The organism is Variovorax sp. P4_B11, from assembly GCF_056402355.1.
On the sequence record NZ_JBFUHO010000015.1, the window covers coordinates 59042 to 85564 of the forward strand.

A 26523-nucleotide genomic window follows, 5' to 3' on the forward strand; every position below is an offset into this window, starting at 1 on the left:
TCCTTGTGAGGGTTCAGAAGTTGTAGAGCTCGAGCGTTCGCTCGCCGGCGCGCAGGCGCTGCAGGATCGCGGCTTCCTTCGACTCGCGCTCGTGCGCTGCGTCGACGACCTGCGCCGCGCGATCACGCGGCACGACGACGACACCATCCGTATCGCCGACCACCAGGTCTCCGGCATCGACGCACAGGTCGCCGAAGAGCTGCGGGTGGTTGATCCAGCCGCGCGCGCCGAAGTCTTTGCCGGTTCCGCGAATGCACAGGCCGCGCGCGAACACCGGGAATCCGAATTCCGCCAGCAGGGCGCCGTCGCGGACGCAGCCGTCGATGACGAGTCCCGCCAGGCCGCGGGCCGCCGCGGCGCACGACATGATCTCGCCCCAGTAGCCGAAATCGTGTTCGCCACTGACGTGAACGACCAGCACGTCGCCCGGTTGCGCGACGTAGATCGCGCGATGGAGCCACAGGTTGTCCCCGCCCGGCGAATGCACGGTGACCGCCGGACCGCAGACGCGAAAGCCGGGCGAGACGGGCTTGATCGCGGACGGCATGACGCCAATGCGGCCGCCGGCTTCATGCAGCGTGGCCGCACCCAGCGTGGCTGCGGCAGCAACCACCGCGCCATCGACGCGCCGGATCTCGTTGCGGATCGTGGGTCCGGTCGGTTCGGTGCTCACTTCGCCTCCCGCGTCTGCAGGCTGTGATAGCGGTGCTTCTCGCGCGCTTCGCGCAGGCTCATGCCGGCGCGGACCGACGCGCGGATCGCGTCTTCGGCCCGCTGGATCTCCTCGGCCGAGTCGAGCACCTTGTCTTCGAAGTTCCTCGGGATCACGACCACGCCATCGGCGTCGCCGCGGATCAGGTCGCCGGGCGCGACCCTCGCATTGCCGATGTTCACCGGAATCTGGGTCGCCTCGACCTGCACGCGGTCCTTTCCGGTCCGCATCCAGTTGTCGCGGCTGTAGATGGGGTACTTCAGTTCCAGCGCGAGCGAGACGTCGCGGTTGATGCCGTCGATCACCGTGCCTGCGATGCCCTTGCGGTGGGCGACTTCGGTGAGGATGTCGCCCCAGACGGTCACGTCGTCACGGCCACTGTTGGCCAGGACGATCACGCTGCCCGCCTCGACCTCGTCGATGTAGTCGCCCACCGTCCCCGGCGGATTGGCTGCAGGCCCATACTGGAGCGTCCACGCACGCCCCGTCATCCGGAAATCGGTGGATCGCGGCTTGATGCGATGGCACTGCCCGGCCAGGCCGTGCCGGTCCAGGGCATCGCTCAAGGTGGCTGTGTCGAGTTTCGCGGCGCGCGCCACGTTGGTATCGGTCATCGGTTTCCTCGTTCCGGCTGGTGCAGCATGTGTTCGTAGTCGGCGCCCATCACCTCGGTGATCGAACGCCCCGCCAGCAGTGCCTTGGCCATGGCAGCCTCGCGCGCCGCGATGGCCTCCGCGGCGTCGAGCACACGGGCTGCGTCGTCTGCGGGAATGAACGCAACCCCGCTCGCGTCGGCCAGCACGTAGTCGCCGGGGTTGACCGATACATCGCGGATCGTGACGGGCCCGTTGCATTCGATCTCGGCCACGCGGCCTCGCGCAGTGCGCGCCGTGAGTGCGGTGCTGTACACGGGGAATCCGTAGGCGCGCGCCTCGTCGATGTCCCGCACCGGGCCATCGACGACCACGCCGGCAACGCCGCGCAACTTGGCGCCGAGAGTCAGGATGCCGCCCCAACTGCCGGCGTCGATGCCGGTGCGCTGCTCGACGACGATGACGTCGCCGGGCGCGGCAGCTTCGATCGCAGTGGTCCCGAGGTGCCTGGGCGAGCCCTGTGCAGGCGGGACGTCGGAAGCGGGTGCAAGCCGGTAGGTCTGCGCGCGCCCGGCAATGCGTTGCGTCGTGGCGCGTTGTTCAAGCCCGCTCGCGAGCCGCCCGGAAATGCCGAGCTTGTCCATCGCGTCCGAGACGGCGCAGCAATCCAGCCGCTTCAATCGCGTGATGATGTCGTCCATGCTTTCCCTCATGCGTAGCGCTGGCGAAGCTCGCGCTTGAGCAGTTTGCCGCTGGGGTTCTTCGGGAGCGCGTCCGTGAGGATCACGCGCTTGGGCACCTTGAAGCCGGCGAGCCGGTCCCGGCATGCGGCGATCACCCCTTGCTCCGTCAGCACCTGGCCGGGCTTTGTCACGATGACGGCCGTGACCGCTTCGATCCACGTTGGATCCGGCAGCCCGATGACGGCGACTTCCGACACGCCGGCGATGCCATAGATCGCCTCCTCCACCTCGCGGCTCGCGACGTTCTCGCCGCCGCTCTTGATCATGTCCTTCTTGCGGTCGACGATCGTGATGTAGCCGTCCTCGTCGATGGTGGCCAGGTCGCCGCTGTGGAACCACCCGCCCTCGAAGGCCGCGCGCGTACGCTCATCGTCGTGGAAGTAGCCGCCCAGCAGTTGCGGCGACCGGTGCACGACCTCGCCGACCTCCCCGACGGCAACGTCCTCCATGCGGTCGTCGACGACGCGCGTCTCCACGTTGAGCGCCGCGCGGCCGGCCGAGCCGGCCTTCCGCAGCTGGTCCTCGGGCTTCAGCACAGTCGCCACCGGCGCGATCTCCGTCTGACCGTACAGGTTCCACAGCCGCACCTTCGGCACGCGCCGCTGGAGTTCCTTCAGAACCTCCACCGGCATGATCGAGGCCCCGTAGTAGCCCTTGGCGAGTCGCGACAGGTCGGTCGCGTCGAAGGTCGGCGAGCGAAGCAGCGAGATCCACACCGTGGGCGGCGCGAAGAACGAGGTGATGCCGTTGGCCGCCATCAGCGCGAGCAGGTTGTCCGGCGTCGGCCTCGCCGTGATCACGTTCGTCGCCCCCACGTAGACACAGGGGCCGAGGAACACGTCGAGCTGGGCGCAGTGGTAGAGCGGCAGCGCGTGCAGCACCCGGTCGCCCTCGGCGATCTCGGCATCCACGAGGCATGTCACGTATTCGGCGATCACCGCGTCGTGCGTCAGCATCGCGCCCTTGGGCCGCGACTCCGTTCCGCTCGTGTAGACGATCTGCAGCAGCATCGACCCGGAGATGTCCCGCTCGATCGGCTCCTCGCTGGCGCGCAGCAGCTCGTCGAATCGGAGCATGCCGTCGACCGGCACGCTGTCTTCCTCCGCCGGCAGCCACAGGCAGTGCCGGACCGGTGTGCCGCGCGTGGCTTCGAGGCCCAGGGCCGCGAGGCCCGAATCGACGCACAACAGGCGCGCGCCGGAGTGTTCGAGAATGAAGCGGGTTTCCTCGGCGTTGAGCATGAAGTTGATCGGAACCAGCACCGCACCGAGCCGGGCCAGCGCGAAGCGCAAGGCCGCGAAGGCATGCGAATTGCGCGCGAGCACGGCGACCCGGTCGCCCGGCTCGATGCCGTTCTCGGCGAGGCCGCGTGCGAGCCGGTTGCAGATGGCGTCGAACTCGGCGTACGTCCAGTCCGTGTTGCCGCAACGGATCGCGAGCTTCCGGGGGAAGCGCCGGGCCGTGCGGCGAAGCAGGTCGCCGAGGGTTTGTCGATGGTGATCGTTCATGGCGCGTCCAGTACAGCGACGACTTCGAGCTGCAGCAGCATCCCGCCTTGCAGGTCGTAGACCAGCGAGTGGCGCGCCGGCCGGTCGTGGGGATCGGGGAAGCACTCGACCCATTGCGCATTGACGTGTTCGCGCGCGGCGTTGTCCTTCAGGTAGACGGTGATGCGCACCACGTCGTCCGGCGTCGCGCCGCCAGCTTCGAGCATCGCGCGCATGTTCTGAAAGGCGAAGCGCGCCTGTCCGGCCGCGTCCTGCGCCAATTGCCCGGTGGCGGGGTCGATGCCGGGGATTCCGGACGAGTAGATCGTGCTGCCGACCCTGGCGCCCAAGGGGATCGGCGCGGCGCCGTGCGAGACACCGGCGACTTCCAGCGAACGTGGGCGATGTGTTGTCATTGAGTTCCTCTCTTGAACGGGATCAGGCGGCGACGCCCAGCAGGCGGTCGAGCAAAAGTTGATCGCGCAGCAGCGCTTCGCTGGCACCCGCGTGCACCACGGTGCCATGGTCGATGACCACGCACCGGCCGCCCTGCGCCAGGGCCAGGTCGTGCTTCTGCTCGACGAGGATCACCGACACCCCGGATTCCTCGCGCATGCGGCGGATCGCGAGCAGCATGTCCTGCACCACCAACGGCGCGAGCCCTTCGACCGGCTCGTCGAGCAGCAGCAGCTTCGGGTTGGTCATCAACGCGCGCCCCATGGCCAGCATCTGCTGCTCGCCGCCGGAAAGCTGGGTGCCCAGGTTGCTCCGCCGCTCCTTCAGGCGCGGGAACAAGCGGTAGACACCTTCCAGGCTCCAGTGGCCGGGCCGCGAGACCACGGCGAGGTTCTCTTCGACGGTGAGCGAAGCGAATACCTCGCGCTGCTGCGGTACCCAGGCGAGCCCCACTCGGTTGCGCACATGCGCGGGGGCGGATTCGACGCGCCTGCCATCGAAGCTGATCTCGCCGGAATGCCAGGTGGTCAGTCCCATCAGCGTCTCGACCAGCGTCGTCTTGCCGACGCCGTTGCGTCCAAGGACCACCAGGATCTCGCCCTGCATGAGTTGCAGGTCGAGTTCGTGCAGGACCCGCGCGTTGCCGTAGCCGGCGCACAGCCGACGGACATCGAGGAGGACATCAGTGACCAAGATAGGCCCCCCGCACCTCTTCGTTGGTACGCACCTCGTCCGGCGTTCCCTGCGCGATCATCGATCCGCCGGCGAACACCGACACGCGGTCGGCAAAACGAAAGACGAGGTGCATGTCGTGCTCGATGAAGAGCACGGTCGTGTCGGCGGCGACCTGCGACAGGCGCTCGAAGAGGGCCACTCCCTGCGCAGTGGAAAGGCCCGCCGCGGGCTCGTCGAGCAGCAGCGCCTTGGGCCGTAGCGCGACAGCCACCACGACTTCGAGCAACCGTTGCTCGCCGTAGGCAAGAGCCTGCGTGGGCGTGTACACAGCATCTGCCAGCCCGAAGCGCTCGAGCAGCGCACCTGCTTCGTCGACCTGCGCCCCGTGCCGATGGACAGGCCGGAACGACGGGCGGGCCAGGCCATCGCGCTCGGCCAGCGCGAGCACGACGGACTCGAGGGGCGTCAGCTTCGCGAAGAGCGTGTTGATCTGGAAGGTCCTGACGAGCCCCGCCTTCACTCTCTGCTGCGGGCTGGCGGCCGTCATGTCCTTCCCATCGATCAGGATCTCGCCGCCCGTGGGCTTCAGCATCCCGGTGACCAGGTTCACGAAGGTGCTCTTGCCGGCGCCGTTGGGGCCGATGATGGCGTGCCTCTCGCCACGGCGGAGGTCGAAATCCAGACCCCGGAAGATCGTCAGGCCGCCGAACGCCATCTTCAACCCGTGGATCCGGAGGATCCAGCCGGCCGTCGTGGCGCCGCTGTGCGCGTCCGGCGCCTGCGCGGGGACCTCCACGGCTTGCGCCGCGCTCGTATTCACGCCCGCGCCCTCCGCAGCTTCCACGACGTCCATCCGGCTGCAAGGGACGGCAGCATGCCCTTGCGGAAGGCCGAGACGATGACGACGAGCAACAGGCCGATCCAGAAGTACCAGTAGATGGGGTTGAATGCGGACAACAGGTCACGCATCATCAGGAAGATCGCGGCCCCGACGAAGCCGCCGTAGAGCATGGCGCCGCCGCCGATCACGAGCATCACGAGAACGTCGGCGGAGCGTGTGAAAGCCAGCGCCTCGGGCGACACGAACTGCGTGGTCTGCGTCAGCAAGGCACCTGCGAGGCCCGCAATCGCGGCGGAGATTCCGAAGGTCAGCGTGAGATCGCCCTCGATCGGTGCGCCCAGCGCGGCCATCCGCCGCGGGTTGTCGCGTGCGCCCAGGAGCGCCAACCCGAACGGCGATTTCACCAGTGCGCGCACGCCGACGAAGCAGAGGAACACGACCCCTAGCGTGTAGAGGTAGGCGGTGCGGCCCGCCATGTCGAACCTGAACACGCCGAGCACGGGCGCGATGACGATGCCCTGCAGGCCGTCGTCGCCGCCGGTGATGTCGGTGGAGCGCAGCGCGAAGTCGAACAGGATCATGTTCAGGCCCAGCGTGACCATCAGCAGCCCCAGCCCGTGCAGGTTGCGCACCACGCGTCCGGTGGCCAGGCCCGCGATGCCGGATGCAAGCGCAGCGACCACGAGCCCGCTCAGCGGCTCAGTCCATCCGTACTTGCCAAGGAAGCCGGCCACGTAGGCGCCGATGCCGAAGAAGGCGGCATGGCCCAGCGACGGTATGCCCCGGTAGCCGAGCAGCAAGTCGAGCGAAAGCGCGAACAATCCCCAGACCAGGACCTGCGAGAGCAGGGGCAGGTTGCTTTGCGGAATGAAGTAGAGCGCGACAAGCACGATCCAGAAGGCCCACTCCAAGGCCTTCCAGCGTGCGCGCTCGGCGAACCAGCTGGGCAATGCGTCGCGCATGTCACGCCGCCTTTCGTCCAAGCAGTCCCTGGGGGCGCCACATGACGATGGCGACCGTGAGGACATAGATGAAGACTCCACCCGCCGCCGGCAGGTAGTACTTGCCGACCACGTCGGCGGCGCCGATCAGCAGCGCGGCCGCGAGGCTGCCGAGGATGTTGCCCATGCCGCCGACCGACACGACGATCAGCACATAGACCAGGTAGCGCAGCGGGAAGTTGGGGTCCAGGCTCAGCAGATTCGCAGCAAGCGCGCCGCCCAGGCCGGCCAGCCCGCCACCCAGCGCGAATGTCAGGGCGAACACCCGGTTGGTGTTAATGCCGCAGCCTGACGCCGCGCGGCGGCTGTCGACGCATGCGCGCACCATGGCACCGAAGCGGGTGCGTTCCAATCCGATCACGAGGGCGGCGGCGATCAGGCCTCCGGCGACCACGAGGAAGAGCCGGTAGCGCTCGAGCACCAGGCCGAGCACCGATGCCTGCCCGCTCAGCCACTCCGGCACCTGTACCGGCCGGAATGAAGGCCCCCAGATGTACGCTGCCGACGAGATCGACATGAAGACGAGGCCCAGCGTCAGCAGCACCTGGGTGAGATCGTCGCTGCCGTAGAAGTGGCGCAGCACGAGGCGTTCGAGCACGATGGAGAAGAGCCCGACACAGACGAAGGCGAGCGGCAGGCTGGCAAGAAAAGGCCAGCCCAGCGAACCGACGGTCATCACGGTCACGTAGCCGCCCAGCATGGAGAGGCTGACCTGCGCCAGGTTCACGAAGCGCATCATCCCCATCGTCACCGACAGGCCGACGGCGATGATGAACAGCAGCACGCCGTAGGCCAGGCCGTTGAAGATGATGGTGAGCAGCGCGGTCATGGTGGTGCGGCGTCGGTGCTGCGCTTCGTTGCCGCCTACTTGGCGGGGACGTCCTTGACGGTCGAGAACTCGACGTTCTGGAGTACTCCGTCCTGCCTCTCCACGCGCCGGAGATAGACGTTCTGGGTGATGTCGCCGCTTGCCTTGTCGATCGTCACGGGGCCACGCAGGCTCTCGAAGCTGCGTCCCTTCACGAAGGCCATGAACTTGTCGGCGTCGAACTTGTCCGGCCCCTGGGCGGCGATCCCGTCGTAGATCAGCTGAAGCGCGTCCCAGACCGCGACCGTGGCGGCGGTATGGCGCGGCGTCTTGCCGTAGTTCTGCGTGTACTCCGCGACGAAGCGGCGGTTGAGTGCCGAGTCATGGACGTGCGAGTACGTCCCGACGGTGATCAGGCCGAGCGCGGCGTCGCCCGCGGCATCGACCACGCTCTCGTCGCTCACGTCGCCCGTGGCCAGGAGCCGGATGTTCCCGCCCTTGAGGCCGGAGTCCGAATAGGCCTTCAGGAACTGCGGTCCGAGTTCGCTGATGGGCAGGAAGACGAACACCGCATCCGGCTTGGCATCCTTGATTCGCTGCATGTAGCTCGAGAACTCCGGATTGCGCAGCGACACCCGGCTGTTGCCGGCGATCTGGCCACCGAGATCGACGAAGGTCTTCGTGAAAGCCGCTTCCGATTCATGGCCGGGGCCAAAGTCGGCCACGATCACGTACGGCTTCTTGACCCCGTTCTGCCAGGCCCACTGCGCCATCGGGCGCACGATCTGCGGGACGGCATAGAAGGTGCGAACGTAGTAAGGCGACTTCTCCGCCACGATGCCGCTCGTCGCCGCGCCGGTGATGAAGGTCGGGACCTTGGCTTCCGTCACCATCGGTGCCACCGCCAGCACGTTGGGCGTGAAGTCGGGCCCGATCAGGATCTGGACCTTCTCGCGCACGATCAGCTCCTGAGCCAGGCGCTTCGCGACCTCCGGATTCGGCCCGGTCGTGTCGCGCTTGACGAACTCGATCTTCTTCCCGGCAACGGAGCTTCCATGCTTCTGCACGAACATCTTGATGGCGTTGTCGGAGAGCTGGCCGCTGATGCCGGAGGGCCCCGAGTAGGTGAACAGCAGGCCAACCTTGATGGTTTCCTGCGCGAGGGCCGGAAGCGCCAAGGCGATGGTCAGCGCTGCGGTGGCAACGGTTCGGATGTAGTTCGACATAGGGCGCCTCTTGGTGGAAGGGGAATCGGACTTGCTACAGGTCCAGCACGAGCCGCGAGCCGACGCAGCGCGATACGCAGACCATCATTCGTTCGGTCGTCGTCGCCTCGTCGCCGAGAAGGACGAGGTCGCGGTGTTCTGGCACGCCCTCGAGCACTCGGGTCTCGCAGGTTCCGCAGACACCATCGCAGCAAGAGTGCTGGACCGGCACGCCTGCTTCCATCAGCACCTCGAGGATCGAGCGGTCTGCGGGAACGTCGAGCTCGATTCCGCTGCGCGCGAGCGCGACCTGGAAGGGGCCGTCCGCAGACGGATTGGCGGCGGGTGCGGCTTGAGGTGGCTTGAACCACTCGACGTGCACCTGCCGGGCAGCGCGCTGCGCCGCGGCTCGCTGAAATGACTCCATGAGCGATGTGGGTCCGCAGCAATACAAGTGCGCGTGCGCGGGCGCCTCCTCCACGACTCGGGCGAGATCGATGGGCTTGCCGCCCGGCACGCCGTCGAACACTGGAATGACGCGCCCGGGCAGGTCTTCGAGCTCGCGCAGGAAGGCGGCATGCTCCGGGGTGCGCGCGCAGTAGTACAGCGTCCAGCGGCGCTGGAGCGTGCTCAGGCGACGCGCCATGGCGAGCAGCGGCGTGATGCCGATGCCACCGGCCACGAGGACCGAGTCCTCCGCGTCCTCTTCGAGCTGGAAATGATTGCGAGGCATGCTGACCCGCAACGTGCCGCCCAGCCGCGCGCCGTTGTGCAGCCATGCAGACCCGCCCCGGCTCGCTACGTCGAGGCCGACGCCGATGACGTAGCGGTCCACCTGCCCGGGCTCGTTGCACAGCGAGTACTGCCGCACGATGGAGTTGCCGGTGCCGTCCTGCACCGGCAGTTCCACATCGATGTGAGAGCCGGCCGTGAACGGATGCAGCATGCCCCCGTCCGCGGCCTGCAGTTCCAGCGCGACGACACCCTGGGCCTTGCGGACGATCTCCGTAATCCGGACGGTCAGGCCCGTCGGCATCGATGGGGTGGTCGTGGTCATTTCGCGCCTCAATGGAGCGTGACGCTCACGGGCATGGCGCTGAGCCCCCGGAAAACCGGTGAGTGCATGCGTATGACACGGTCGTGGTGAAGCTCGAAGTCCCTGATTCGCGCGAACCACTCCTCGAGGAAGATCCGCGACATCGCCTTGGCGAGCTGCGCCCCGAGACAGAAATGCGTTCCGTGGCCCATGGCCAGGTGCCGCCCGGGGGCGCGCGTGATGTCGAGGCGATCCGGGTCGGCGAACTTGCGCTCGTCGCGATTGGCCGATCCGTACATCACGAGGACGCTCTGCCCCGCCCGGATCGTCTTTCCGTGCATCTCGATGTCCTGCGTCGCGGTGCGATGGAACCGTTGCGTCGGGGTGTCGTAGCGCAGCATCTCCTCGATGGCCTGCGGCGCCAGGGCGAGGTCGGCCGCGAGCAGCCGCGCCTGGTCGGGATGCTCCGAAAGCGCCAGCATGGCATTGCCGATGAAGCTGGACGCGCTCTCGATTCCTGCGCCGAGCAGCGTAGCCACTGTGTGCATGAGGTCGGTCGGCGTGAGCTTGCTGCCCTCTACTTCGGCAGCGATCAAGGCGCTGATCAGGTCGTCGCGCGGCTGCTCGCGGCGGGCCGCGATCGTGGCCTGCGCGTACTCGACCATCTTCTTGCGAGCTTCCTGCCCAGAGGGTGGGAGCTGGCGAGTGCCCGGGTCGCGATAGATCAGCCCGTCCACCCACTTTTTGAGCTGAACGTGGTCCGCCCGCTCGAAGCCGAGGATGTCGCAGATGGTCGAGGTGCTGATGCGCGCCGTCAGTTGCTGGATCAGGTCCCCGCCGCCCGACGCGACGAAGTCGTCCATGTATTCCTGCGTGATCGCGCGCAGCCGCGATTCGCGCTCGAGCACGCGGCCGCGCATGAAGGCGGCGTTCACCAGGCCGCGCAGCCGGTCGTGCTTGGGCGGGTCGCTGGTGCCCAGGGTGTTGCCCATGCGGGCCGGATCGTCATCGAGCACGTTGCCACGGGCCGAGGAGAAGCGCGCGGGATCACTGCATGCCGCCGCAACGTCGTCGTACCGGCTCAGCGCCCAGCAGTTCGCCCGTTCGCACCAGTAGAGGGGGTGGTCGCAGCGCAGCACCGCGTAGTACGGGTACGGGTTCTCCTGGACGTCGATGGAGTACGGATCGAAGGTGAAAGAGTCCGAAGTGGCCATGGTGGGGGTCCAAGGTGCGGGGGTTCAGGTGCCGTTCGACATACTTTATTGAATTCAATTTCGCATTCAATGAGGACTAACCCTCATTTTGAATTCAATCCTGTCTGACAGAAGGCGTACACTGCTGTACAGACTTCCAGCCTGAGTCGCAGCCATGCCGCATACCCGCCCCAACTCTCCGCAGACGGCCAAATCCATGGAGCGCGCGCTGCAGCAGTTGCGCGCCATGGTTGTCTCGGGTGCGCTCTCCCCCGGCGAGCAGATCCGACAGCAGGAAATGGCCGAGGAGCTTGGCGTCAGCCGGGTACCGCTTCGCGAGGCGCTGAACGTCCTCGCCGACCAGGGCCTGCTGAGACACCGGCCCAACGCCGGCTACTTCGTGGCCAAGCGGGCGCCCAATGAGCTGGCCCAGATCCGCCGGATCCTTCAGTTGCTGGAAAACGAGTTGCTGGCGTCGATCGAATGGCCTGATGCGGCCATCATCGAGGACTTGCGCGAGTTCAACCGACAGATGCGCGAGTGCGTGTCGGCGGCCGACTGGACGCCACTGGTTCGCCTGAACCGGGAGTTCCATTTGAAGATCTACGAGCTCTCGCCCTCCCGTCTGATCCTTGAAGAGGTCAAGCGGCTCTGGGTGATGGCCGACCTTTTCATCGCCAGCAAGATGGCCGAATCGACCGCGCGCCAGCGCACGGTGGACGAGCACGACCTTTTGATCGATTCCCTCGTGCGGCGCGACATGTCGCGCTGCCTCGAGATGATGGAGTTGCACCGCGCAAGCACGGCGAGCGGCTTGCCGGCGCAGATCGGCCAGGGGCCGAGAGAAGTGGCGCTCCCCACCTAGGCCGTCTGCAGCCGGCTGCTCTTGCCCGCAAGGCGCGCGTCCAGACTGAGAAGCCCCGCGCCGTAGCCCACGACCTGCAGCAGGCCACCGACGATCGCGATGTTCTTCACGAAGTGAATGAACTGGTTCTGATCGCCAAAGTTGTTGTGGAAGAGGAAGGCAGCGGCGGCCGTGAACACGGCGAGCGCAATCGCTGCGAGCCGCGCGCGGTAGCCGACCAGCAGCATGATGCCCCCGGCGACTTCCACCACGACGGCGACAGCGTAGGCGACTACGGGCAGCGGCACGTTCATCGACGCGATGTAGCCCTGCGTCGCGGCCGGTGCGGCCAGCTTTCCGAGACCGCTCAGGATGAAGAGGATGGCCAGAAGCACACGGCCCACCAGGGGAATCGCGCCCGCGCCGGCTTTCGAAATATTCGACATGATGATGATCTCCAAGACTTGAATGAACGAGCGCACATCGGCTCGGTTGAGACTCTATGGCCGGAGCTTCCGCGGAAGAAGTCCCGGCGCTGCAACGTATCATTGCCGCTGACAGAACGAAGGACCCCCCATGGCCAGGAACGCCGCCGGCGCCACCGCACGAAAATCTTCTTCCGCCCCACGCGATCGCACCGCCGATCCCGCGGTGGGCCACGCAACGCCGATGCCTCCCGGCGGCAGCCTGATCGAACTCATCACCATCCAGTGGCAGCGCGAGCGCAGCGACCTCGACCTGTCCGACTTCCTCCTCGCGATCTACTTCATGCGGCTCGGAACGGTGATCGAGCGTGCGTACGGGCGGATGTGCGAGCGCCGGTTCGGGATCAGTGGCTCGGACATGCGCGTCCTTCTGGCGCTTCGGCGGGGCGGCCCGCCCTACGCCAAGCGGCCAACTGACCTGTTCCGCGCGCTGCTCGTGACCTCCGGCGCCATGACGAAGAAGGTCGACCGCCTCCTCGAATGCGGCCTGGTGGAGCGCATGCAGGACCCCGGACACGGCGGCGGCGTGCTGATACGGCTCACCCGCAAGGGCCTCCAGGTCGTCGAAGAGGTGGTCGAGCACCTCGCCAAGGAGTCGGTCATCAAGTCTGCCATGTCGCAGTTCGCACCGGCCGAGCGCGAAGCGATAAAAAGGTTCGCCCTGCGTGTGCTCGCTGGCCTGGAGCATGCCGGTCTTGCAGAGCCCGATGCGGAGGATGAAACCCCCTCCCCACGTTCTCGAAAGAAGTAGCGTTCTGCTTCGGCGCAACTGATCTTCCTCGGAAGCAGATGATGAAGTTGGCGCCTAGATCGCGATAGCGGCATCGAGGCGGCGCAGGGCCTCCAGGCCGGCGCGCTCGGTGGCTGCGCCGGGCGGATGCCAGTCGTATTCAAGCTCCACGAGGCCCGCGTAGCCACGAGTGGCCGCAAGACGCAGGACACCCGCAAAGTCGATCTCCCCGGTTCCGGGCTGAAGCCGACCGGGACTGTCCGCCAGTTGCATGACCTCGACCGCATCCCAGACCTCCGTCAGGCGGCTCACCACGTCACCATCCATGGCGTGGACATGCGCCGTGTCGAAAACGAGCCGCACATGAGGATGCGCGACACGCCTGACGATTGCTTGGGCGTCCGCGATGTGATGCAGGAGCATGCCCGGAACGCGCTGCCGGTCCAGCGTTTCGAGGCACAGCACCATGCCGGCGCGGCCCGCGAGATCAGCGCCGAAGCGGAGGTTGTCGACGAAGGCTTCCACTTGGGCCTCCCGCGTCACTGCGGGGTCCGATCCGCCCAGCACGACCAGCCGCGTGGCGCCCACGCGCTCCGCCGCTTCGACCGCCGATCTCAGCTCCGCCCCGATCCAATCGCGCGCCTCGCGCCCGGTGCGCCCCCAGCGCGTATCGCGAATCTGTTCGAAGCCCGTGTACAGCAGGCAACCCGCTTCGAGACCTGCATCCGCAAGGGCGCGCCCGACGCGCTCCTGCTCCTGCACGGGACGGGATCGCGCCGAGGCATACAAGACCCCCGCGAGACCTTGTTCTGCAGCGAAACGGACATGCGCCACCCGGTCATCCGTCCCGACAAGACCGCCGAATTGCGGACGGAATGGCGGCCGGTAGCCGAGGTGCGGGGCGTAGCGAAGGCGCCAGTTCATGGATCAATCCGCGCCCGCGACCCAGCCGCGAAGCGCGTCGGCCACCTGGCGTTGCGCCAGCGCCGCTGCGCCCAGGCTCGCGCGCATGCCGATGAAGGTGTGCAGCATCCCGAGATAGCGCACACAGGTGGCATCGACCCCCGCCGCCGCCAGCTTGGCCGCATACGCCTCGCCGTCGTCCCTGACCGCGTCGCATTCGGCGGTGAGGACCAGGGCCGGCGGCAGCCCCTCGTGACCTGGTGCGAGGAGCGGCGACAGGCGCCAGTCATTGGGCGAGACGCCATGGCTCAGCGCATAGGTCTCGAAGGCGTAGCGCACGTCGGCACCGCGCTGCAGAAATCCTTCTGCGTAGGTGTCCAGGGCGGGGGCGATCAGGCGTGCATCCGTGGCCGGATAGACCAGCGCCTGGCCCGAAATGCGCGGCCCTCCCTGATCGCGTGCCATCAGGCAAACCGCGGCCGCCAGGTTGCCGCCGGCTGATTCGCCGAAGACCGTCAGGCGGTCCGCAGGCCACCCCTGCTCCGCATCCTGCGCAGCCACCCACCGGACGGCAGCCCACGCATCCTCGAAAGCCGCCGGAAACGGATGCTCGGGCGCGAGCCGATAGTCCACGTTCACCACCATCAGCCCGGACTCCACGGCCAGGTGGCGGGAAATCGCGTCGAAACTGTCGCGGCTTCCCATGAGCCATCCGCCACCATGGAAAGCGACGACGACGCCGGGCGCCGACCCGGGGTCGTACAGGCGGGCACGAATGCTCCCGCCCGGTCCCGGGATGGCCAGCTCCTGCACCCGTGCGACCGGCGGTCCTGGAGGCCGGCTGGCGGTCCGCGCCTCGATCCCCGCGCGAGCCTCGGCGGGCGTCACCTGCGCAAGGCTCGGCTGGTCCACGGCGCGCCTCGCCAGTTCACGAAGCGCCGGGTGAATGTCCTTGGAACTCGCGGACATGGCTCAGGCCTTCTTCGGCGCGCCGAACACTTTCGGGAACGGCGTGAGGTTGGTGGAGCCGCCATCCACCACGATGACCTGGCCCGTCATGTGGGCGCTGAGCCCGGACGCGAGGAAAAGCAGCGGACCTGCGATCTCCGCTGGCATCGCGGCGCGGCCGATCGGGATCGCCTCGCCGACTGCGCGCCACGCCTCGTCGCCGAGCATCTGGTTCAGCCGCGGGGTCCGCACGAACCCGGGCGACACCGCGTTCACCCGAACACCGCGCGGCGCGTACTCCGCGCCGGCGCCACGTACGAAGTGATGCAGGGCCGCCTTCGAGCTGGCGTAGGCTGTCTCCCTTGGAATGATCCGGTCGCCGGCCACCGAGCCCACGAAGGTGATCGTTCCACCGCCGGCCTTGGCGATCAGCTCGCCGCCGATCTGCACCGCGAGGAAGGCATGGCGCACGACCACGTCGAACTGCCGGCTCCAGGCTGCATCGTCGAACTCCACCAGCGGGCGCAGATCGGCCATGCCGATGATATCGACGATGCCGTGCACCTCGCCGAAGCTGCGCACCGCGGCATCGAACGCGCGCTGCATGATCTCGCGCGAAGTGACATCACCTGCAAAGGCGACGCCGTTCACCTCCTTCGCGATGCGGGCGGCGAGTTCCTCCTCTCGATCAACGCACAGCACGCGGGCGCCCGCCTGGGCCAGTGCGTGCGCAGTGGCTTCGCCGATGCCCTGTCCGGCGCCGAGCAAGACGAAGGCCTTGCCATCCAGCCGCAGTTGCTTGAGATAGTCGGGAACGCTGTAGTCGGGGGTATCCGTGGTCATGACGGCATGCTCCTCAGGCCGCAACGACTTCGCGGTGCGCGGGCAGCAGGTCCTGCCAGACAGTGCCCTCGGGGAAGGTGGCATCGCACGCACTGACTCCCGAGAGGTCCAGCCCGACCCCCAGCGGCGGCTTCTCTTCCGACACACGCCGCACGGAATCCAGCAGCACGCGCCGCACCCGCATGACGGCCTGGTCGGCGGGCACCAGGTGCTCCTTGGAGCGGTCGTACAGCGGGCCCTGCGACAGCGCGATCGCGGCGTCCTCGATCTCCACGCCCTTCAGGCCGGTCCAGCTTTCCTTCATCAGCTCGCGGTCCTGGCCGAAGGCTTCGGCCCAGGTCGCGGTGAAGACGCAGTTCTTGCGGTCGTAGTATTTCGGGTTGTCCAGCCCCAGAAGGCCGAGGATCTTTTCTTCGGTCACCGGCGAGTTGCCGTGCACGATGATGTAGGTGCTGGTGTGCGTGTCGTCCGCGGGCACCTCCAGCACAGTGAACAGGAAGGCCGTTGCCGGAATGACGCGGCCATAGGGCACGATGAAAGGCACGACGCGCGCATTCCTCGTCCCCGGCTCGTCCGTCTTGCGCAGCGCGACGTACTGGAAGCCGAAGGCCGTGTCCTCGATCTTGAGGCTGGGCTCCAGGTCGTTCGACGCCAGGGCCGCGGGATTGACCACGTCCGCGTTGCGCGTGAACTCCTTGTCCTTCCAGCCGGGCCGGGCCATGTTGGTGTGCAGCACGCCGACGTGCGACGAATCCTCGCCGCCCTCCACGAGCTGCAGATAGTTGCAGTTGACGTTGACCCGCAGCACGACACGGTGCGCAGGCTCGGCGTCCATGAACGCATGGCGCGAGAACGCCGGCTCCAGCTCCTTCGGGCCGACGTAGGCCCAGACGATGCCGCCCTCCTCCCGCACGGGGAATGCCGGGGCTTTCATCTTCGCGCGGTACTTGGGGTCCGCATGGTTGGGCGTGTCCAGCACAGCGCCGTCCACGCTGAACTTCCAGCCGTGATAGAGGCAGCGGATGCCGCCCTCTTCTACGCGCCCCAGCGCCAGCGATGCGCCGCGGTGCATGCAGAGCTCTTCCATGACGCCGACGCGTCCCTCACTGTCGCGGAAGGCCACGTAGTCTTCGCCGAGCAGGCGCACACGCAGCGGCGCGGCATCCCGCTCGGACAACTGCGCGGAAGTGCAGACGGGATGCCAGTACCTGCGCATCATGGTGCCCATGGGCGTTTCCGGGCCCACCCGGCAAAGAAGTTCGTTGTGTTGGCGGTTCAGCATGGCCGACTCCTGTGATGAGTTGTTTCGTTAGGCCGCCGCGCGTGCAGCGGGGCGACGCGGGCTCGAGAGAATCCTGTGGTGCGGCACGAGGCTGCGCCAATCCTGGTCGACATCGATCTCGCCGGAGGTGCCGACCACGCGCCCGACCTCGGCGTCGAGGGCGGGTATGGCGCTGCCGTCGCGCGCGCCCTTGGCGCAGGCGAGCAGGCTGCGGTAGAGCTGCGCGATCGCGAGGTCCGCCGTGGACAGCATCTCGCGCGAGCGGTCGCGGATGGGGCCGCTCGAAATCGTGCAGCCCGCATCCTCCTGCGTGAAGGAGTGCAGGCCAGAGAAGTGCCCTGCCCGCTGCGCCGCGCGGTCCTGCCCATAGCCGTTGCGCCAGCTCATCGCGGCATCGGTGTCGCAGGTGTCGGGTGTCATGCCGAAGCGCTCGAGCGTGGGCTCGTCGAGCCCGACGAATGCGAGATGCTGGGCCCGCTGCGGCTCGTTGCCGATCGCGTTCTCGGGATGCCACCACACGTGATAGAAGTTGCAGCGCTCGTCGTTGACCGGCACCATCGCGAACCAGAGATCGCCGTTCGCGTTGCAGAGGAAGCACGGCGCGATGAACGAGGCGATGCGCGCCATGCGCTTGTCGCCCACGGTGCGAAGCGCCACGTAGTGGAAGCCGAAGTCGGTCTCGTCCGCCTCGATGTCGGGCGAGGCATCGAACTGCATGTGGGTCGTCTTCTTGGCGAAGTCCGTGTCGACGTCATTCGTGGCCGCCAGGCCGCCGGCGTGCAGGATGGTCAGGTGCGAGGAATCGACCAGACCTTCGATCACCTGCGCGTAGTTGCAGTTGATGATGGCCATCACGTTGATGCGGCGCTCGTCCGGCTGCTCCATGAAGGGGTAGTCCGGAAACTCGGGCATCTTGTCCTTCGGCCCCAGGTAGCCCCACACCAGCCCGCCTGCCACCTTGACCGGGTACGCGCGGCCCTTGATCCGCTCCTTGAAGCGCGGATCGGCGATGTTGGGCGTCTCCAGCACCTTGCCGTCGACGGCGAACTTCCAGCCGTGGTAGATGCAGCGCAGCCCCTCGGGCTCGGCACGGGCCAGCTGGAGGGATGCACCCCGGTGCAGGCAGGCCTCGTCGAACAGGCCCGGCCGGCCTTCGCCGTCGCGCCACAGGAGGAAGCGCTCGCCGAGCAGTTCGACCACCTTCGGGTCGCCGCCCGGCTCGGGCAGGTCGGTGGCTTGCGCGACCGGCATCCAGAATCGCCGCATCGCGTCGCCCATCGGGGTGCCCGGTCCGGTGCGGCACATCGTTTCGTTGTCCTGCTTGCTCAACATGGGAGTTCCTTTCTGTGGGGTGGTCAAAGATCGAGCACGAGCCGGGGCGTGCGCGCACGCGAGCAGCACGGCGTGAAGCAGTCGTTCTGCTCGTGCTCGGCATCGGTGAGGTAGAGGTCGCGGTGGTCCGGCAGGCCGGCCAGCACACGGGTGGCGCAAGTGCCGCAGACGCCTTGCTCGCAAGAGACCTCGACGGTCACGCCGGCATCGCGCAACGCCTGCGCGGCGCTCTTGTCGGCAGCGACCTGGATCAGCGCGCCGCTGCGCTTCAGCTCGATCTCGAAGGGCCCGTCGGCGGAGTGATCGATCGGCGCAGCGGCGAAGTACTCGCGGTGCAACTGCGGCTCCTTCCAGCCGAGTTCGCGCGCGGACTGGAGGACATGGTCCATGAATCCGGTGGGGCCGCACACGAAGAGATGGACCCCGGCGTTCGGCGATCCGATCACGGCGGCAGCGTCCAACTGCTGCGCCTTCGGCCCGTCGTCGACGTGGACTTGCACCTGGCCGGCATAGGGGCTGCCCCGCAGGCGCTCGACGAAGGCCATGCGGCCGATGGTTCTTCCGCAGTAATGCAGTTCGAAGGGCCGCTGCTCCCGCCAGAGCTGCTGCGCCATGCACAGGATCGGCGTGATGCCGATGCCACCGGCCAGCAGGATCGTCCGCTCGGCGCTCTTGTCGAGCGCGAAGTGATTGCGAGGAACACTGACGTCCAACTCGTCCCCGACCTGGACGCGGTCCACGAGCGTGGCGGAGCCGCCGCGCGATGCCGGCTCCCGCAGCACGCCGATGCGGTAGCGCGAAGGCTCGCTCGGCAGGTCGTGCAGGGAATACTGGCGCACCAGCCCACCTGGCAGATGCACATCGATGTGAGAGCCGGCCTCGAACGGCGGCAGCGCACGCCCGTTCACAGGGGCCAACTCATAACCGGCTGTGCCTTCGGCCAGCTCCCGGCGGGCGCTGACTTTCACTCGCATGAGTGCTTCCATCATTGAACTCCAATGGCTTGATGCACCTTGGGTGCGTTGCGGCGCTGGACGAGGACGGGCGCGCCGCCCAGCCTCTCTTGCACCATCCAGCGCGCCAGGCCCAGGTCCATGACGCGCGCGTGTTCCGGGAACCAGCCGGCCAGTGCCCTGGCGAATGTCCGCACGACCGTGAGCCGCCCCTCGCGCAAGGCCTCCCGCACCTGGTCGAGCGAGCGCAGGACGGCCGCGTGCTCCTCGATGTGGCAGCCGCCGGCGTTGTAGGCGCCGCGTCGCATCGCGTCGTCCTCCTCGGCGAAGTGGCGATGCGCGTGGTCTGCGAAAGCTTCAAGACGGACTGCCAGTTCGTCATCGGCGGCGCCCAGCAGGGCGTCCACGCACGAGACGAACTCCTTGTGGGTCGCGTCCATGTCGTCGTGACCCACCTCGTACGCGTCCTTCCAGGCAAAGATGTTCTCGCTCATATCGATCGACCTCAGTGGTAGACGGAGCCGCCGTCGACGGCCAGGATCTGTCCTGAAATGAAAGCGGCGTCGTCGCTTGCCAGGAACGCGACCGCACCCACGATGTCCGCGGGCCAGGCGTCGCGCGGCAGGGCCCGCGATGCGATGGCCGCCGCCTGGTAGGCCTTGTGAAGCGCCTCGTTGGCCAGGTTGCCTTCGCTCAGCGTGTAGCCCGGCGAGACGGCGTTCACCGTGATGAAGTCGGGCCCAAGTTCGCGCGCCAGCGCGCGCGTCATCGTCATCACCGCCCCCTTGCTGGCGACGTAGTCCAGCATCAGCGGCGCGCCCTTGAAGGCCGTCCCCGACGTGATGTTGACGATGCGTCCAGAGCGCTGCTGTCGCAAATGGGGCGCGACGGCGCGAGCGCACAGGAACGGGCCCATCGCATTGACGTCCTGCATCCGTCGCCATTCGGCCACCGTGATCTGCTCGAAGGGCCGCAGCCGCAGGGCGGAAGCGATCGCCGCGTTGTTCACCAGCACGTCGACCCTGCCGAATTCGCGCAGGGTGGCGTCGACCATCGCCTGGACCGAGGCCTCGTCCGATACGTCCACGTTCCATGCCACGGCGCGGGCGCCCTCGGCGCGCAACGCGTGCGCGACCGGACCGGCATCGCGAATGTCCGCCAGCACCACGCATGCGCCCTCTTCTGCCAATCGCCGCGCGATGGCGCGCCCGATGCCGGTTTCGGATCCGGTGACGATGGCCACTTTGTTGTCGAATCTCATGTGCTTCACTCCCCAAGGCCCATCAGCGCGGCCATGCCGGCTTCGTCCCGCGACATCGACGCGCTCTCGCCCTCGTGCACGATGCGTCCGCGGTCCATGACCAGGCAGCGGTGGGACAGCTCGAGCGCGATGTCCACCCGCTGCTCCACCAGCAGCAGGGCCATCGAACCCATCTCGACGATCCGCCGGATGCTGTGCACCAGGTGCTCGACGACGATCGGCGCCAGCCCTTCGAAGGGCTCGTCCATCAGCAGCACGCCCGGATTGCCGAGCAGCGCGCGTGCGATGGCCAGCATCTGCTGCTCGCCGCCGGACAGTTGCGGGCCGAAGCTCGACAGCCGCTCCCCGAGCCGCGGAAAAAGCTCGACGACACGCTGAGCGGTCCAGGCTCCCGGGCGCTGCGCGATCGCCAGGTGCTCGGTCACCGTGAGGCTCGCGAACACCTCGCGGGACTGCGGCACGAAGCCGAGCCCCCGGCGGGCCCGCTCGTGGGTGGCCAGCGGCGCGATGTCGGCACCGTTCAGCACGATGGCGCCGCCGCGGTGCCGCGCACGGCCGACCAGCAGCTCGAGCAGCGTGCTCTTGCCGACGCCGTTGCGTCCCACGATCGCCACGGTCTCCCCGGGCGTCAGCGCGAAGCTCAGGTCCTCGACGACGCGCGTCGGGCCCCAGCCGCCACTCAGGTTGCGAACTTCAAGCATGGGCCAGGCTCCCTTCGAATCGCTGCCGGCCCGAGCTACCCAGGTAGACAGCCTGCACTTGCGGATGCGACATGACCTCGCGCGGCTCACCGCACATCAGCAGGGAACCGTTGACGAGCACTGCCACCCGGGACGCGAAGCGGCGCACCATGTGCATGTCGTGCTCGATCATCAGCACGGCGATCTCCGCGGGAAGCGCGTCCAGCGCCGCGTGTAGCAGGCCGAGCTCGGTGCTCGGGATGCCCGCCGCCGGCTCGTCCAGGAGCAGCACCTTCGGCTCGAGGGCCAGTGCGATCGCGATGTCCACCAGCCTTTGCCGCCCGTAGGCGATCTCGCCGACCCTGCGGTGCATATCGGACTGCAGATCGAGATGAAGGATCAGGGCTTCGGCCCGCTCGAGCAGTTCCGTTTCGCGCACGGCTGGCGACCACAGCGAGAAGCCTCGCCCGGCCGCCTGGGCGACCGCAATGAAGACGTTCTCGAAGACGCTCAGTTGCGCAAACAGGCTGGAGATCTGGAAGGTGCGCACCAGGCCCTTGCGGGTTCGCGAGGCCGAGCTCGCGCCGGTCACGTCCTCACCCAACAGGCGCAGGCTTCCGGCATCGGCGCGCAGCACGCCGGTGAGCAGATTCACCAGGGTGGTCTTGCCGGCACCGTTCGGGCCGATCAGGGCCGTGCGGGCACCGGCCTCCAGCGTCAGGCTGACGTCCTGCGTGACGTGAAGCGCGCCGAACCGCTTCGACAGCCCGTGCGCTTCGAGGGCGATCGCATCGCGCGTCATGGCTGCACCTTGCGCATGCGCGCGATCAGGGCCCTCGCGGTGCCGACAAGGCCTCCGCGACCGAGAATCACCACCGCGATCAGCAGGAGCCCGATGAGCAGCATCCAGGAGAACGGGCTCCACTGGGACGCGAAGTGCTTGAGCACCATGTACACCGGTGCACCGACGAACGCGCCGTAGAGCGTTCCGACGCCGCCCAGCACGAGCATCACGAGCACGTCGATCGAGGTCTCCAGCGACAGCACGCCGAGACCCACGAAGGCGTTGGCCTGCGTGAAGAGCGCGCCGGCGAGTCCGGCGATGCCGCCGCTGATCGCGTAGGCGATCACCAGGTGGGGCAGCACTCGGTTGCCCAGGAGTCGCATGCGCTTCGGGTTCTCGCGCACGCCCTGCAGCATCACGCCGAATGGCGATGCGACGAGGCGCTTCATGAGGACGTACAGCAAAGCCGTCCAGGCGAGCACATAGAGGTAGCTCGTGGCGCCGCCGAGCCCCCACTCGAAGAGGCCGAGGATGGCGCCGAACTGGATGCCCGACAGACCGTCGTCGCCGCCCGTGATCCGCGTCGCCTGATGCGCCGCCTCGAAGACCAGCACACAGAGCGCCAGCGTGACCATGAGCAAGGGCAGCCCGGTCAGCCGCAGCAGGAAGGGACCGACCAGGGCCGCCGCCGCAGCTGCCGCGACAGCGGCGATCAACGCATCGACCACAGGGTCCGTCCACCCTGCGAGGGACATCCAGCCCGAAACGAAGGCGCCCAGGCCGAAGTACACCGCATGCCCGAGCGACAGCACGCCGGAGAAGCCGAGCAGCAGGTCATAGGACAGGACCAGCAGCACCATCACCAGCACGGAAGTGCCAAGCGTGAGGTATTCGGGGAAGGCGAAGAAGCAAGCCAGCGCGGCGGCGAACCAGGCGAACTCGCCGGCGCTCCAACGGTGGCGATGGAGGATCGATTCGGCGGGAATTGGTCTCATGTTCATGCCCTCCCCGCACGTCCGACCAGCAGGCCGTCCGGCCGCGCAACCATCAGCGAAATCAGCAGGAGGTAGATGACGAAGCCTCCGTACTGAGGAAACAGGTAGCGGCCCGCCGTCTCGACGACGCCGACGATCGCGGCCACGGCGACGGACGCCGTCACCTGCCCATGGCCCGCCAGTGCGACGACGACGAGCACCAGGACCAGGTACTTCAGCGGCCACATCGGTTCCATCGGCAGCATCGGCGCGGCCAGGATGCCACCCAACGCCGCGAGGCCGCAACCCAGCGCGAAGACTGCAGAGAACAGCCTCGGGACGTTCATTCCCGTCGCCTGAGCCATGCTCTGGTTGTCAACGGCCGCACGCAGCCGCGCGCCGGTGGAAGTCCGCTCGAACATCCACCACAGCCCCGCGATCACAACCCCGCACACGACAGCGGCGAACACCCGGTAGATCTCGAACTCACGAAAGCCCAGGTCCAGGTTTCCTCTCAGCATCGCCGGCAGTTCGAGGCGGACGATGTTGGGTCCGAACGTCATCGACAGGAGCGCCACCGTCACGAGGTTCAGGCCGATCGTGACGAGCACCTGGTCCAGTTGGTTCATCGAATACAGCCGCACGTAGATCAGCCGCTCGACCAGCACGCCGAATGCGGCGACCGCCAGCACGGCGAGCGGCACCGCTATCACGTAGGGCAATCCGGCCCGCTGCATCAGCAGGATCGCGACGTAGCCGCCGATTGCTGCGAACGCACCATGCGCAAGATTGACGACCCGCATCAGGCCCATCGTGATCACCAGCCCGAGCGCGATGAGGCAGAGGACCAGTCCGTAAGACAGGCCATACAGGAGGATGAAGGTAGCGGCGGCCATGGCGTGCAGCTGTGCTTGGGGCCCGCTCACTTCGCCGGCGTGGGCTTGACCTGCTCCCACACCCGGATGATTCGATTGCGCTTGACGCCGTCGTCCGACTTGACGACTTCGCGCAAGTAGAAGTTCTGCACGAGCTCGCGGGAAGTGGCGTCGACCGTCACCGGACCCCGCGGGCTCTTGAAGCTGTACCCCGCGAGCGAGTTGAGCGCGGCCTGGCTGTCGAAGGGCTTGCCGGCCTGGTCGTTGAGGACCTTGTAGACCAGGCGCATGGTGTCGTACGCACCCACGTTGAAGGAGTTCGGGCGCGCATTGGCCCCTGCGTTCTTGGTGAGCCACCCCGTGAATTCCAGGTTCTCCGGATTCTTGGCGGTCGCGTCGACATAGAGGATCGACTTGAAACCGATGATCGAGTCGTCGAACTGCGGCAGCTCCCCGTCTTCGGCCTCGCCCTGGCCGATGATCAAAAGCTTTTGCGTCAGGCCGCGGGCGGCCAGTGCCTTGCTAAAGCCGACCGCGGCGGCGCCGGGAGGCAGGAAGACCTGCAGGACGTCAGGGTTCGCGTTGGCGATCCGCTCCGCGAACGGGGCGAAGTCGGCGGTGCTCAGCGGAATGCGCACGCTTCCGACCATCTGCCCGCCTTCCGCGGTGAAGCGATTGCTGAACGCTTCTTCGACGACATGCCCCGGTCCGTAGTCCGCGACGGCGACATAGCCTCGCGACTTGCCCTGCTGGCGCGCGTGCGTGGCCGCGAGCTCTGCGGGCTGGTTGATCGACTGACCCACCCGCACGAAGTACGGCGACATCTTCAGCAGCCCGGGCGTCGCGGCATTCACGATGAAGAGCGGCACCTTGGCGGTGTTCGCCACCGGCGCAGTCGCTGCCACTTCCGGGCTGAGATAGAAGCCCGCGAGCATCTTCACCTTGTCCTTGACGATCAGCTCCTCGGCCAGGCGCTTCGCCAGCGTCGGGTCTGCGCCGGCGCTGTCGCGGTAGATCACCTCGACCTTGCGGCCACCGGCCTGGTCGCCATGAAGCGCGATGTAGGCATCGACGCCTTGCTTGTAGCCCTGCCCCGCGACCGCGAAAGGACCGGTGTAGGGACCGACGAAGCCGATCTTCACGACGTCCTGTGCGTGAACGGCGCACGCGACAGTGAGTGACAAGGCGCCGCCGATACGGCCAAGGTGGGTAAGCGCTGAGTTCATCTGACGTTGTCTCCGATGGTCGGTCTGCTCGTCGAACGTGGGTTTCCGGCTCAATTCACGTTCGTCTTCCATGGAAGATATTTGATGAACACCCAGACCGCACTAGGATTAACCCTTAATCCCTACGTCAGACTTGCGTACAGAGATAATTCGTCGCTTGCATCACGAGCCAACAAATCACAGAATAGCTTCCACGGAAGATCTACAGCGATGCAACTCCCTGCGACACCAGACTCAGATGCATGGACCCGGCGCCCCCGGAGCCCGGCGGGCCGCGCCGTCGCAGCACCGGCGCCAAGCCTGGTCGAACTGGTCACCCTTCAATGGCAGCGCGAGCGAGGCGGACTCGAGCTCGACAACTTCCTGCTGGCCATCTACTTCATGCGTCTCGGGACGCTGGTCGATCGCGCATACGACCGGATGTGCCGCGATGCCTACGGCGTCAGCGGCAGCGACATGCGTGTCCTGCTCGCGCTACGGCGCGGCGGCCTCCCCTACGTGAAGCGTCCGACCGATCTCTTCCGTGCGCTGCTGGTCACGTCCGGTGCCATGACGAAGAAGATCGACCGCCTGGCGACGGCCGGGTATGTCGAGCGCCAGCCCGATCCGGGCCATCACGGCGGCTTCCTGATCCGGCTGACCCGCTCCGGCCTGCAAGTGGTGGAAGAAGCCGTGGAAAGCCTCGCGCGCCACTCCGTCCTCGCGCCCGCGATGCAGCAGTTCACCGACGCGGACAGGCAGGCCGGCGCCGCCTTCGCGCTACGAACCCTGAGTGCACTCGAAGACCAGCTGGATCCGGCCGAGCCGGACTGAAACCCGTATCAAGTTCCAACCCCTCAACTTCTGGAGATCCCTCATGACAGTCGTCCGCTTTGAACGTCAGGAATCCGTCGGCCACATCGTGCTTTCGAATCCTCCCCTCAACCTCATCACGAACGAGTTCTCGGACCATTTGCGAGAGGCCATCCACCGGGCCAGCGAATCGGACATTCGCGCGCTGCTGATTCGCGGCGAAGGCCCGAACTTCAGCCAGGGCGGTGACATCCTCGATTTCATCGACAAGGACTTCAACGACTGGCGGACCTTCATCAGCGAGATGCATCACTCGTATCGTACGATCGAGGCACTGCAGATCCCCACCGTCTGTGCAGTGCGCGGCAAGGCCTGGGGCGGTGCTTTCGAGATGACCCTCGCCTGCGACTTCATCGTGGCTGCGGACAACGCCTCCTTCCGCTGCATCGAACCCTCGGTCGGCACCGCCCCGGTCGCCGGCGGCGTGCAGCGCCTGGCCGAGCGTGCGGGCCGCTCGCGCGCCGCGCGCTACATCATGCTCAGCGAGCCGATGTCCGGCGCGACCGCGGGCGAACTGGGCGTTGCCGCGTTCGTCGTTCCTGAAGATGATGTGGAGACCACCGCATCGGAGCTGGTGACGCGCCTTGCGAATGGTCCCACCCGCTCCTACGCAGCCATTCGTGCACTGCTGAAGGCCTGGGCTGCGGGCGGTGTGCCGGGCGCGGACTCGGTGCTGCTCGACCTGACCATGCCGCTGCACAACACAGAAGACGCTCGGCGTGGCCGCACGGCGCGTGCCGAAGCGATGAAGCGCGGTGTCGAGCCCGAGCCGGTCGTCTTCCTCGGCCGCTGATTGGAGAC

Annotated in this window: 30 protein-coding genes; 4 read left to right on the forward strand and 26 right to left on the reverse strand. The window is 67.2% G+C overall.

Annotated features, from left to right (window positions below; translation table 11 throughout):
- Nucleotides 1-13: 13 nt before the first annotated feature.
- Genes AC1DYD_RS15745 through AC1DYD_RS15800 form a run of 12 tightly spaced genes read right to left on the reverse strand, consistent with a single transcriptional unit; the run spans nt 14 to nt 10771 of the window.
- Nucleotides 14-673, reverse strand: a complete 660-nt coding sequence (locus AC1DYD_RS15745; RefSeq protein WP_478173684.1) for a 4-carboxy-4-hydroxy-2-oxoadipate aldolase/oxaloacetate decarboxylase — start codon at nt 671-673, stop codon at nt 14-16.
- Entirely contained in the window at nt 670-1326 is a 657-nt protein-coding gene (locus tag AC1DYD_RS15750) for an RraA family protein (RefSeq protein WP_478173685.1), read from the reverse strand. Before AC1DYD_RS15750 ends, AC1DYD_RS15745 begins: the two co-directional genes overlap by 4 nt.
- Nucleotides 1323-2006: an RraA family protein gene (locus AC1DYD_RS15755; RefSeq protein ID WP_478173686.1), complete on the reverse strand. Its 684-nt coding sequence runs from the start codon at nt 2004-2006 to the stop codon at nt 1323-1325. The genes AC1DYD_RS15750 and AC1DYD_RS15755 overlap by 4 nt, the downstream gene beginning before the upstream one ends.
- Nucleotides 2007-2014: 8 nt before the next feature.
- Nucleotides 2015-3556 (reverse strand): fatty acyl-CoA synthetase, encoded by a 1542-nt coding sequence (locus AC1DYD_RS15760; protein ID WP_478173687.1) that lies wholly within the window; start codon nt 3554-3556, stop codon nt 2015-2017.
- Nucleotides 3553-3951: a RidA family protein gene (locus tag AC1DYD_RS15765; protein WP_478173688.1), complete on the reverse strand. Its 399-nt coding sequence runs from the start codon at nt 3949-3951 to the stop codon at nt 3553-3555. Before AC1DYD_RS15765 ends, AC1DYD_RS15760 begins: the two co-directional genes overlap by 4 nt.
- Before the next feature lie 22 nt (nt 3952-3973).
- Nucleotides 3974-4684: an ABC transporter ATP-binding protein gene (locus tag AC1DYD_RS15770; RefSeq protein ID WP_478173689.1), complete on the reverse strand. Its 711-nt coding sequence runs from the start codon at nt 4682-4684 to the stop codon at nt 3974-3976.
- Nucleotides 4674-5519: an ABC transporter ATP-binding protein gene (locus AC1DYD_RS15775; protein WP_478173690.1), complete on the reverse strand. Its 846-nt coding sequence runs from the start codon at nt 5517-5519 to the stop codon at nt 4674-4676. Before AC1DYD_RS15775 ends, AC1DYD_RS15770 begins: the two co-directional genes overlap by 11 nt.
- The gene (locus AC1DYD_RS15780) at nt 5483-6469 is read right to left on the reverse strand and encodes a branched-chain amino acid ABC transporter permease (RefSeq protein WP_478173691.1); all 987 of its coding nucleotides are present in this window, start codon (nt 6467-6469) and stop codon (nt 5483-5485) included. The genes AC1DYD_RS15775 and AC1DYD_RS15780 overlap by 37 nt, the downstream gene beginning before the upstream one ends.
- A 1-nt stretch (nt 6470) precedes the next feature.
- Entirely contained in the window at nt 6471-7337 is an 867-nt protein-coding gene (locus tag AC1DYD_RS15785; RefSeq protein ID WP_478173692.1) for a branched-chain amino acid ABC transporter permease, read from the reverse strand.
- A gap of 35 nt (nt 7338-7372) precedes the next feature.
- Nucleotides 7373-8542 carry an ABC transporter substrate-binding protein gene (locus AC1DYD_RS15790; RefSeq protein ID WP_478173693.1) on the reverse strand — a complete coding sequence of 390 codons (1170 nt, stop codon included), beginning with the start codon at nt 8540-8542 and terminating at the stop codon, nt 7373-7375.
- A gap of 34 nt (nt 8543-8576) precedes the next feature.
- Nucleotides 8577-9578 carry a PDR/VanB family oxidoreductase gene (locus AC1DYD_RS15795; RefSeq protein ID WP_478173694.1) on the reverse strand — a complete coding sequence of 334 codons (1002 nt, stop codon included), beginning with the start codon at nt 9576-9578 and terminating at the stop codon, nt 8577-8579.
- An 8-nt stretch (nt 9579-9586) separates the two neighbouring features.
- Nucleotides 9587-10771 carry a cytochrome P450 gene (locus AC1DYD_RS15800; protein ID WP_478173695.1) on the reverse strand — a complete coding sequence of 395 codons (1185 nt, stop codon included), beginning with the start codon at nt 10769-10771 and terminating at the stop codon, nt 9587-9589.
- 154 nt (nt 10772-10925) lie between these two features.
- Here AC1DYD_RS15800 and AC1DYD_RS15805 point away from each other — a divergent pair, with 154 nt between their 5' ends.
- Nucleotides 10926-11615 (forward strand): GntR family transcriptional regulator, encoded by a 690-nt coding sequence (locus AC1DYD_RS15805; RefSeq protein WP_478173696.1) that lies wholly within the window; start codon nt 10926-10928, stop codon nt 11613-11615.
- Here the strand turns inward: AC1DYD_RS15805 and AC1DYD_RS15810 are convergent.
- Nucleotides 11612-12055 (reverse strand): DoxX family protein, encoded by a 444-nt coding sequence (locus AC1DYD_RS15810; protein ID WP_478173697.1) that lies wholly within the window; start codon nt 12053-12055, stop codon nt 11612-11614. The two genes, AC1DYD_RS15805 and AC1DYD_RS15810, sit on opposite strands and share 4 nt — an antisense overlap.
- A 115-nt stretch (nt 12056-12170) precedes the next feature.
- Here AC1DYD_RS15810 and AC1DYD_RS15815 point away from each other — a divergent pair, with 115 nt between their 5' ends.
- Nucleotides 12171-12830 carry a MarR family winged helix-turn-helix transcriptional regulator gene (locus tag AC1DYD_RS15815; RefSeq protein WP_478173698.1) on the forward strand — a complete coding sequence of 220 codons (660 nt, stop codon included), beginning with the start codon at nt 12171-12173 and terminating at the stop codon, nt 12828-12830.
- Nucleotides 12831-12884: 54 nt separating this feature from the next.
- Here AC1DYD_RS15815 and AC1DYD_RS15820 read toward each other — a convergent pair whose 3' ends face one another.
- From AC1DYD_RS15820 to AC1DYD_RS15880, 13 genes are read right to left on the reverse strand one after another with little or no spacing between them, the layout of a single operon-like run.
- On the reverse strand, nt 12885-13733 hold the full coding sequence (locus AC1DYD_RS15820) for a TIM barrel protein (RefSeq protein ID WP_478173699.1): 849 nt from the start codon (nt 13731-13733) through the stop codon (nt 12885-12887).
- Nucleotides 13734-13736: 3 nt separating this feature from the next.
- The gene (locus AC1DYD_RS15825) at nt 13737-14681 is read right to left on the reverse strand and encodes an alpha/beta hydrolase (RefSeq protein ID WP_478173700.1); all 945 of its coding nucleotides are present in this window, start codon (nt 14679-14681) and stop codon (nt 13737-13739) included.
- Nucleotides 14682-14684: 3 nt separating this feature from the next.
- Nucleotides 14685-15503: an SDR family NAD(P)-dependent oxidoreductase gene (locus tag AC1DYD_RS15830; protein ID WP_478173701.1), complete on the reverse strand. Its 819-nt coding sequence runs from the start codon at nt 15501-15503 to the stop codon at nt 14685-14687.
- A 13-nt stretch (nt 15504-15516) separates the two neighbouring features.
- The gene (locus AC1DYD_RS15835) at nt 15517-16785 is read right to left on the reverse strand and encodes a Rieske 2Fe-2S domain-containing protein (protein WP_478173702.1); all 1269 of its coding nucleotides are present in this window, start codon (nt 16783-16785) and stop codon (nt 15517-15519) included.
- Between the two features lie 27 nt (nt 16786-16812).
- A complete protein-coding gene (locus AC1DYD_RS15840; RefSeq protein WP_478173703.1) occupies nt 16813-18117 on the reverse strand; it encodes a Rieske 2Fe-2S domain-containing protein in 1305 nt (434 codons plus the stop codon).
- 23 nt (nt 18118-18140) lie between these two features.
- The gene (locus AC1DYD_RS15845; protein WP_478173704.1) at nt 18141-19091 is read right to left on the reverse strand and encodes a PDR/VanB family oxidoreductase; all 951 of its coding nucleotides are present in this window, start codon (nt 19089-19091) and stop codon (nt 18141-18143) included.
- 11 nt (nt 19092-19102) lie between these two features.
- Entirely contained in the window at nt 19103-19564 is a 462-nt protein-coding gene (locus AC1DYD_RS15850) for a bacteriohemerythrin (protein ID WP_478173705.1), read from the reverse strand.
- Between the two features lie 11 nt (nt 19565-19575).
- Nucleotides 19576-20331 (reverse strand): SDR family NAD(P)-dependent oxidoreductase, encoded by a 756-nt coding sequence (locus tag AC1DYD_RS15855; protein WP_478173706.1) that lies wholly within the window; start codon nt 20329-20331, stop codon nt 19576-19578.
- A 5-nt stretch (nt 20332-20336) separates the two neighbouring features.
- Nucleotides 20337-21032, reverse strand: a complete 696-nt coding sequence (locus tag AC1DYD_RS15860; RefSeq protein WP_478173707.1) for an ABC transporter ATP-binding protein — start codon at nt 21030-21032, stop codon at nt 20337-20339.
- A complete protein-coding gene (locus AC1DYD_RS15865; protein WP_478173708.1) occupies nt 21025-21813 on the reverse strand; it encodes an ABC transporter ATP-binding protein in 789 nt (262 codons plus the stop codon). Before AC1DYD_RS15865 ends, AC1DYD_RS15860 begins: the two co-directional genes overlap by 8 nt.
- Nucleotides 21810-22796, reverse strand: coding sequence for a branched-chain amino acid ABC transporter permease (locus AC1DYD_RS15870; RefSeq protein WP_478173709.1), 987 nt, complete (start codon nt 22794-22796; stop codon nt 21810-21812). Before AC1DYD_RS15870 ends, AC1DYD_RS15865 begins: the two co-directional genes overlap by 4 nt.
- On the reverse strand, nt 22793-23665 hold the full coding sequence (locus AC1DYD_RS15875; protein ID WP_478173710.1) for a branched-chain amino acid ABC transporter permease: 873 nt from the start codon (nt 23663-23665) through the stop codon (nt 22793-22795). The genes AC1DYD_RS15870 and AC1DYD_RS15875 overlap by 4 nt, the downstream gene beginning before the upstream one ends.
- 26 nt (nt 23666-23691) lie before the next feature.
- Nucleotides 23692-24870, reverse strand: coding sequence for an ABC transporter substrate-binding protein (locus AC1DYD_RS15880; RefSeq protein ID WP_478173711.1), 1179 nt, complete (start codon nt 24868-24870; stop codon nt 23692-23694).
- Between the two features lie 210 nt (nt 24871-25080).
- Here AC1DYD_RS15880 and AC1DYD_RS15885 point away from each other — a divergent pair, with 210 nt between their 5' ends.
- On the forward strand, nt 25081-25683 hold the full coding sequence (locus tag AC1DYD_RS15885; protein WP_478173712.1) for a MarR family winged helix-turn-helix transcriptional regulator: 603 nt from the start codon (nt 25081-25083) through the stop codon (nt 25681-25683).
- Nucleotides 25684-25726: 43 nt separating this feature from the next.
- Nucleotides 25727-26515, forward strand: coding sequence for an enoyl-CoA hydratase/isomerase family protein (locus tag AC1DYD_RS15890; RefSeq protein ID WP_478173713.1), 789 nt, complete (start codon nt 25727-25729; stop codon nt 26513-26515).
- Nucleotides 26516-26523: the final 8 nt, after the last annotated feature.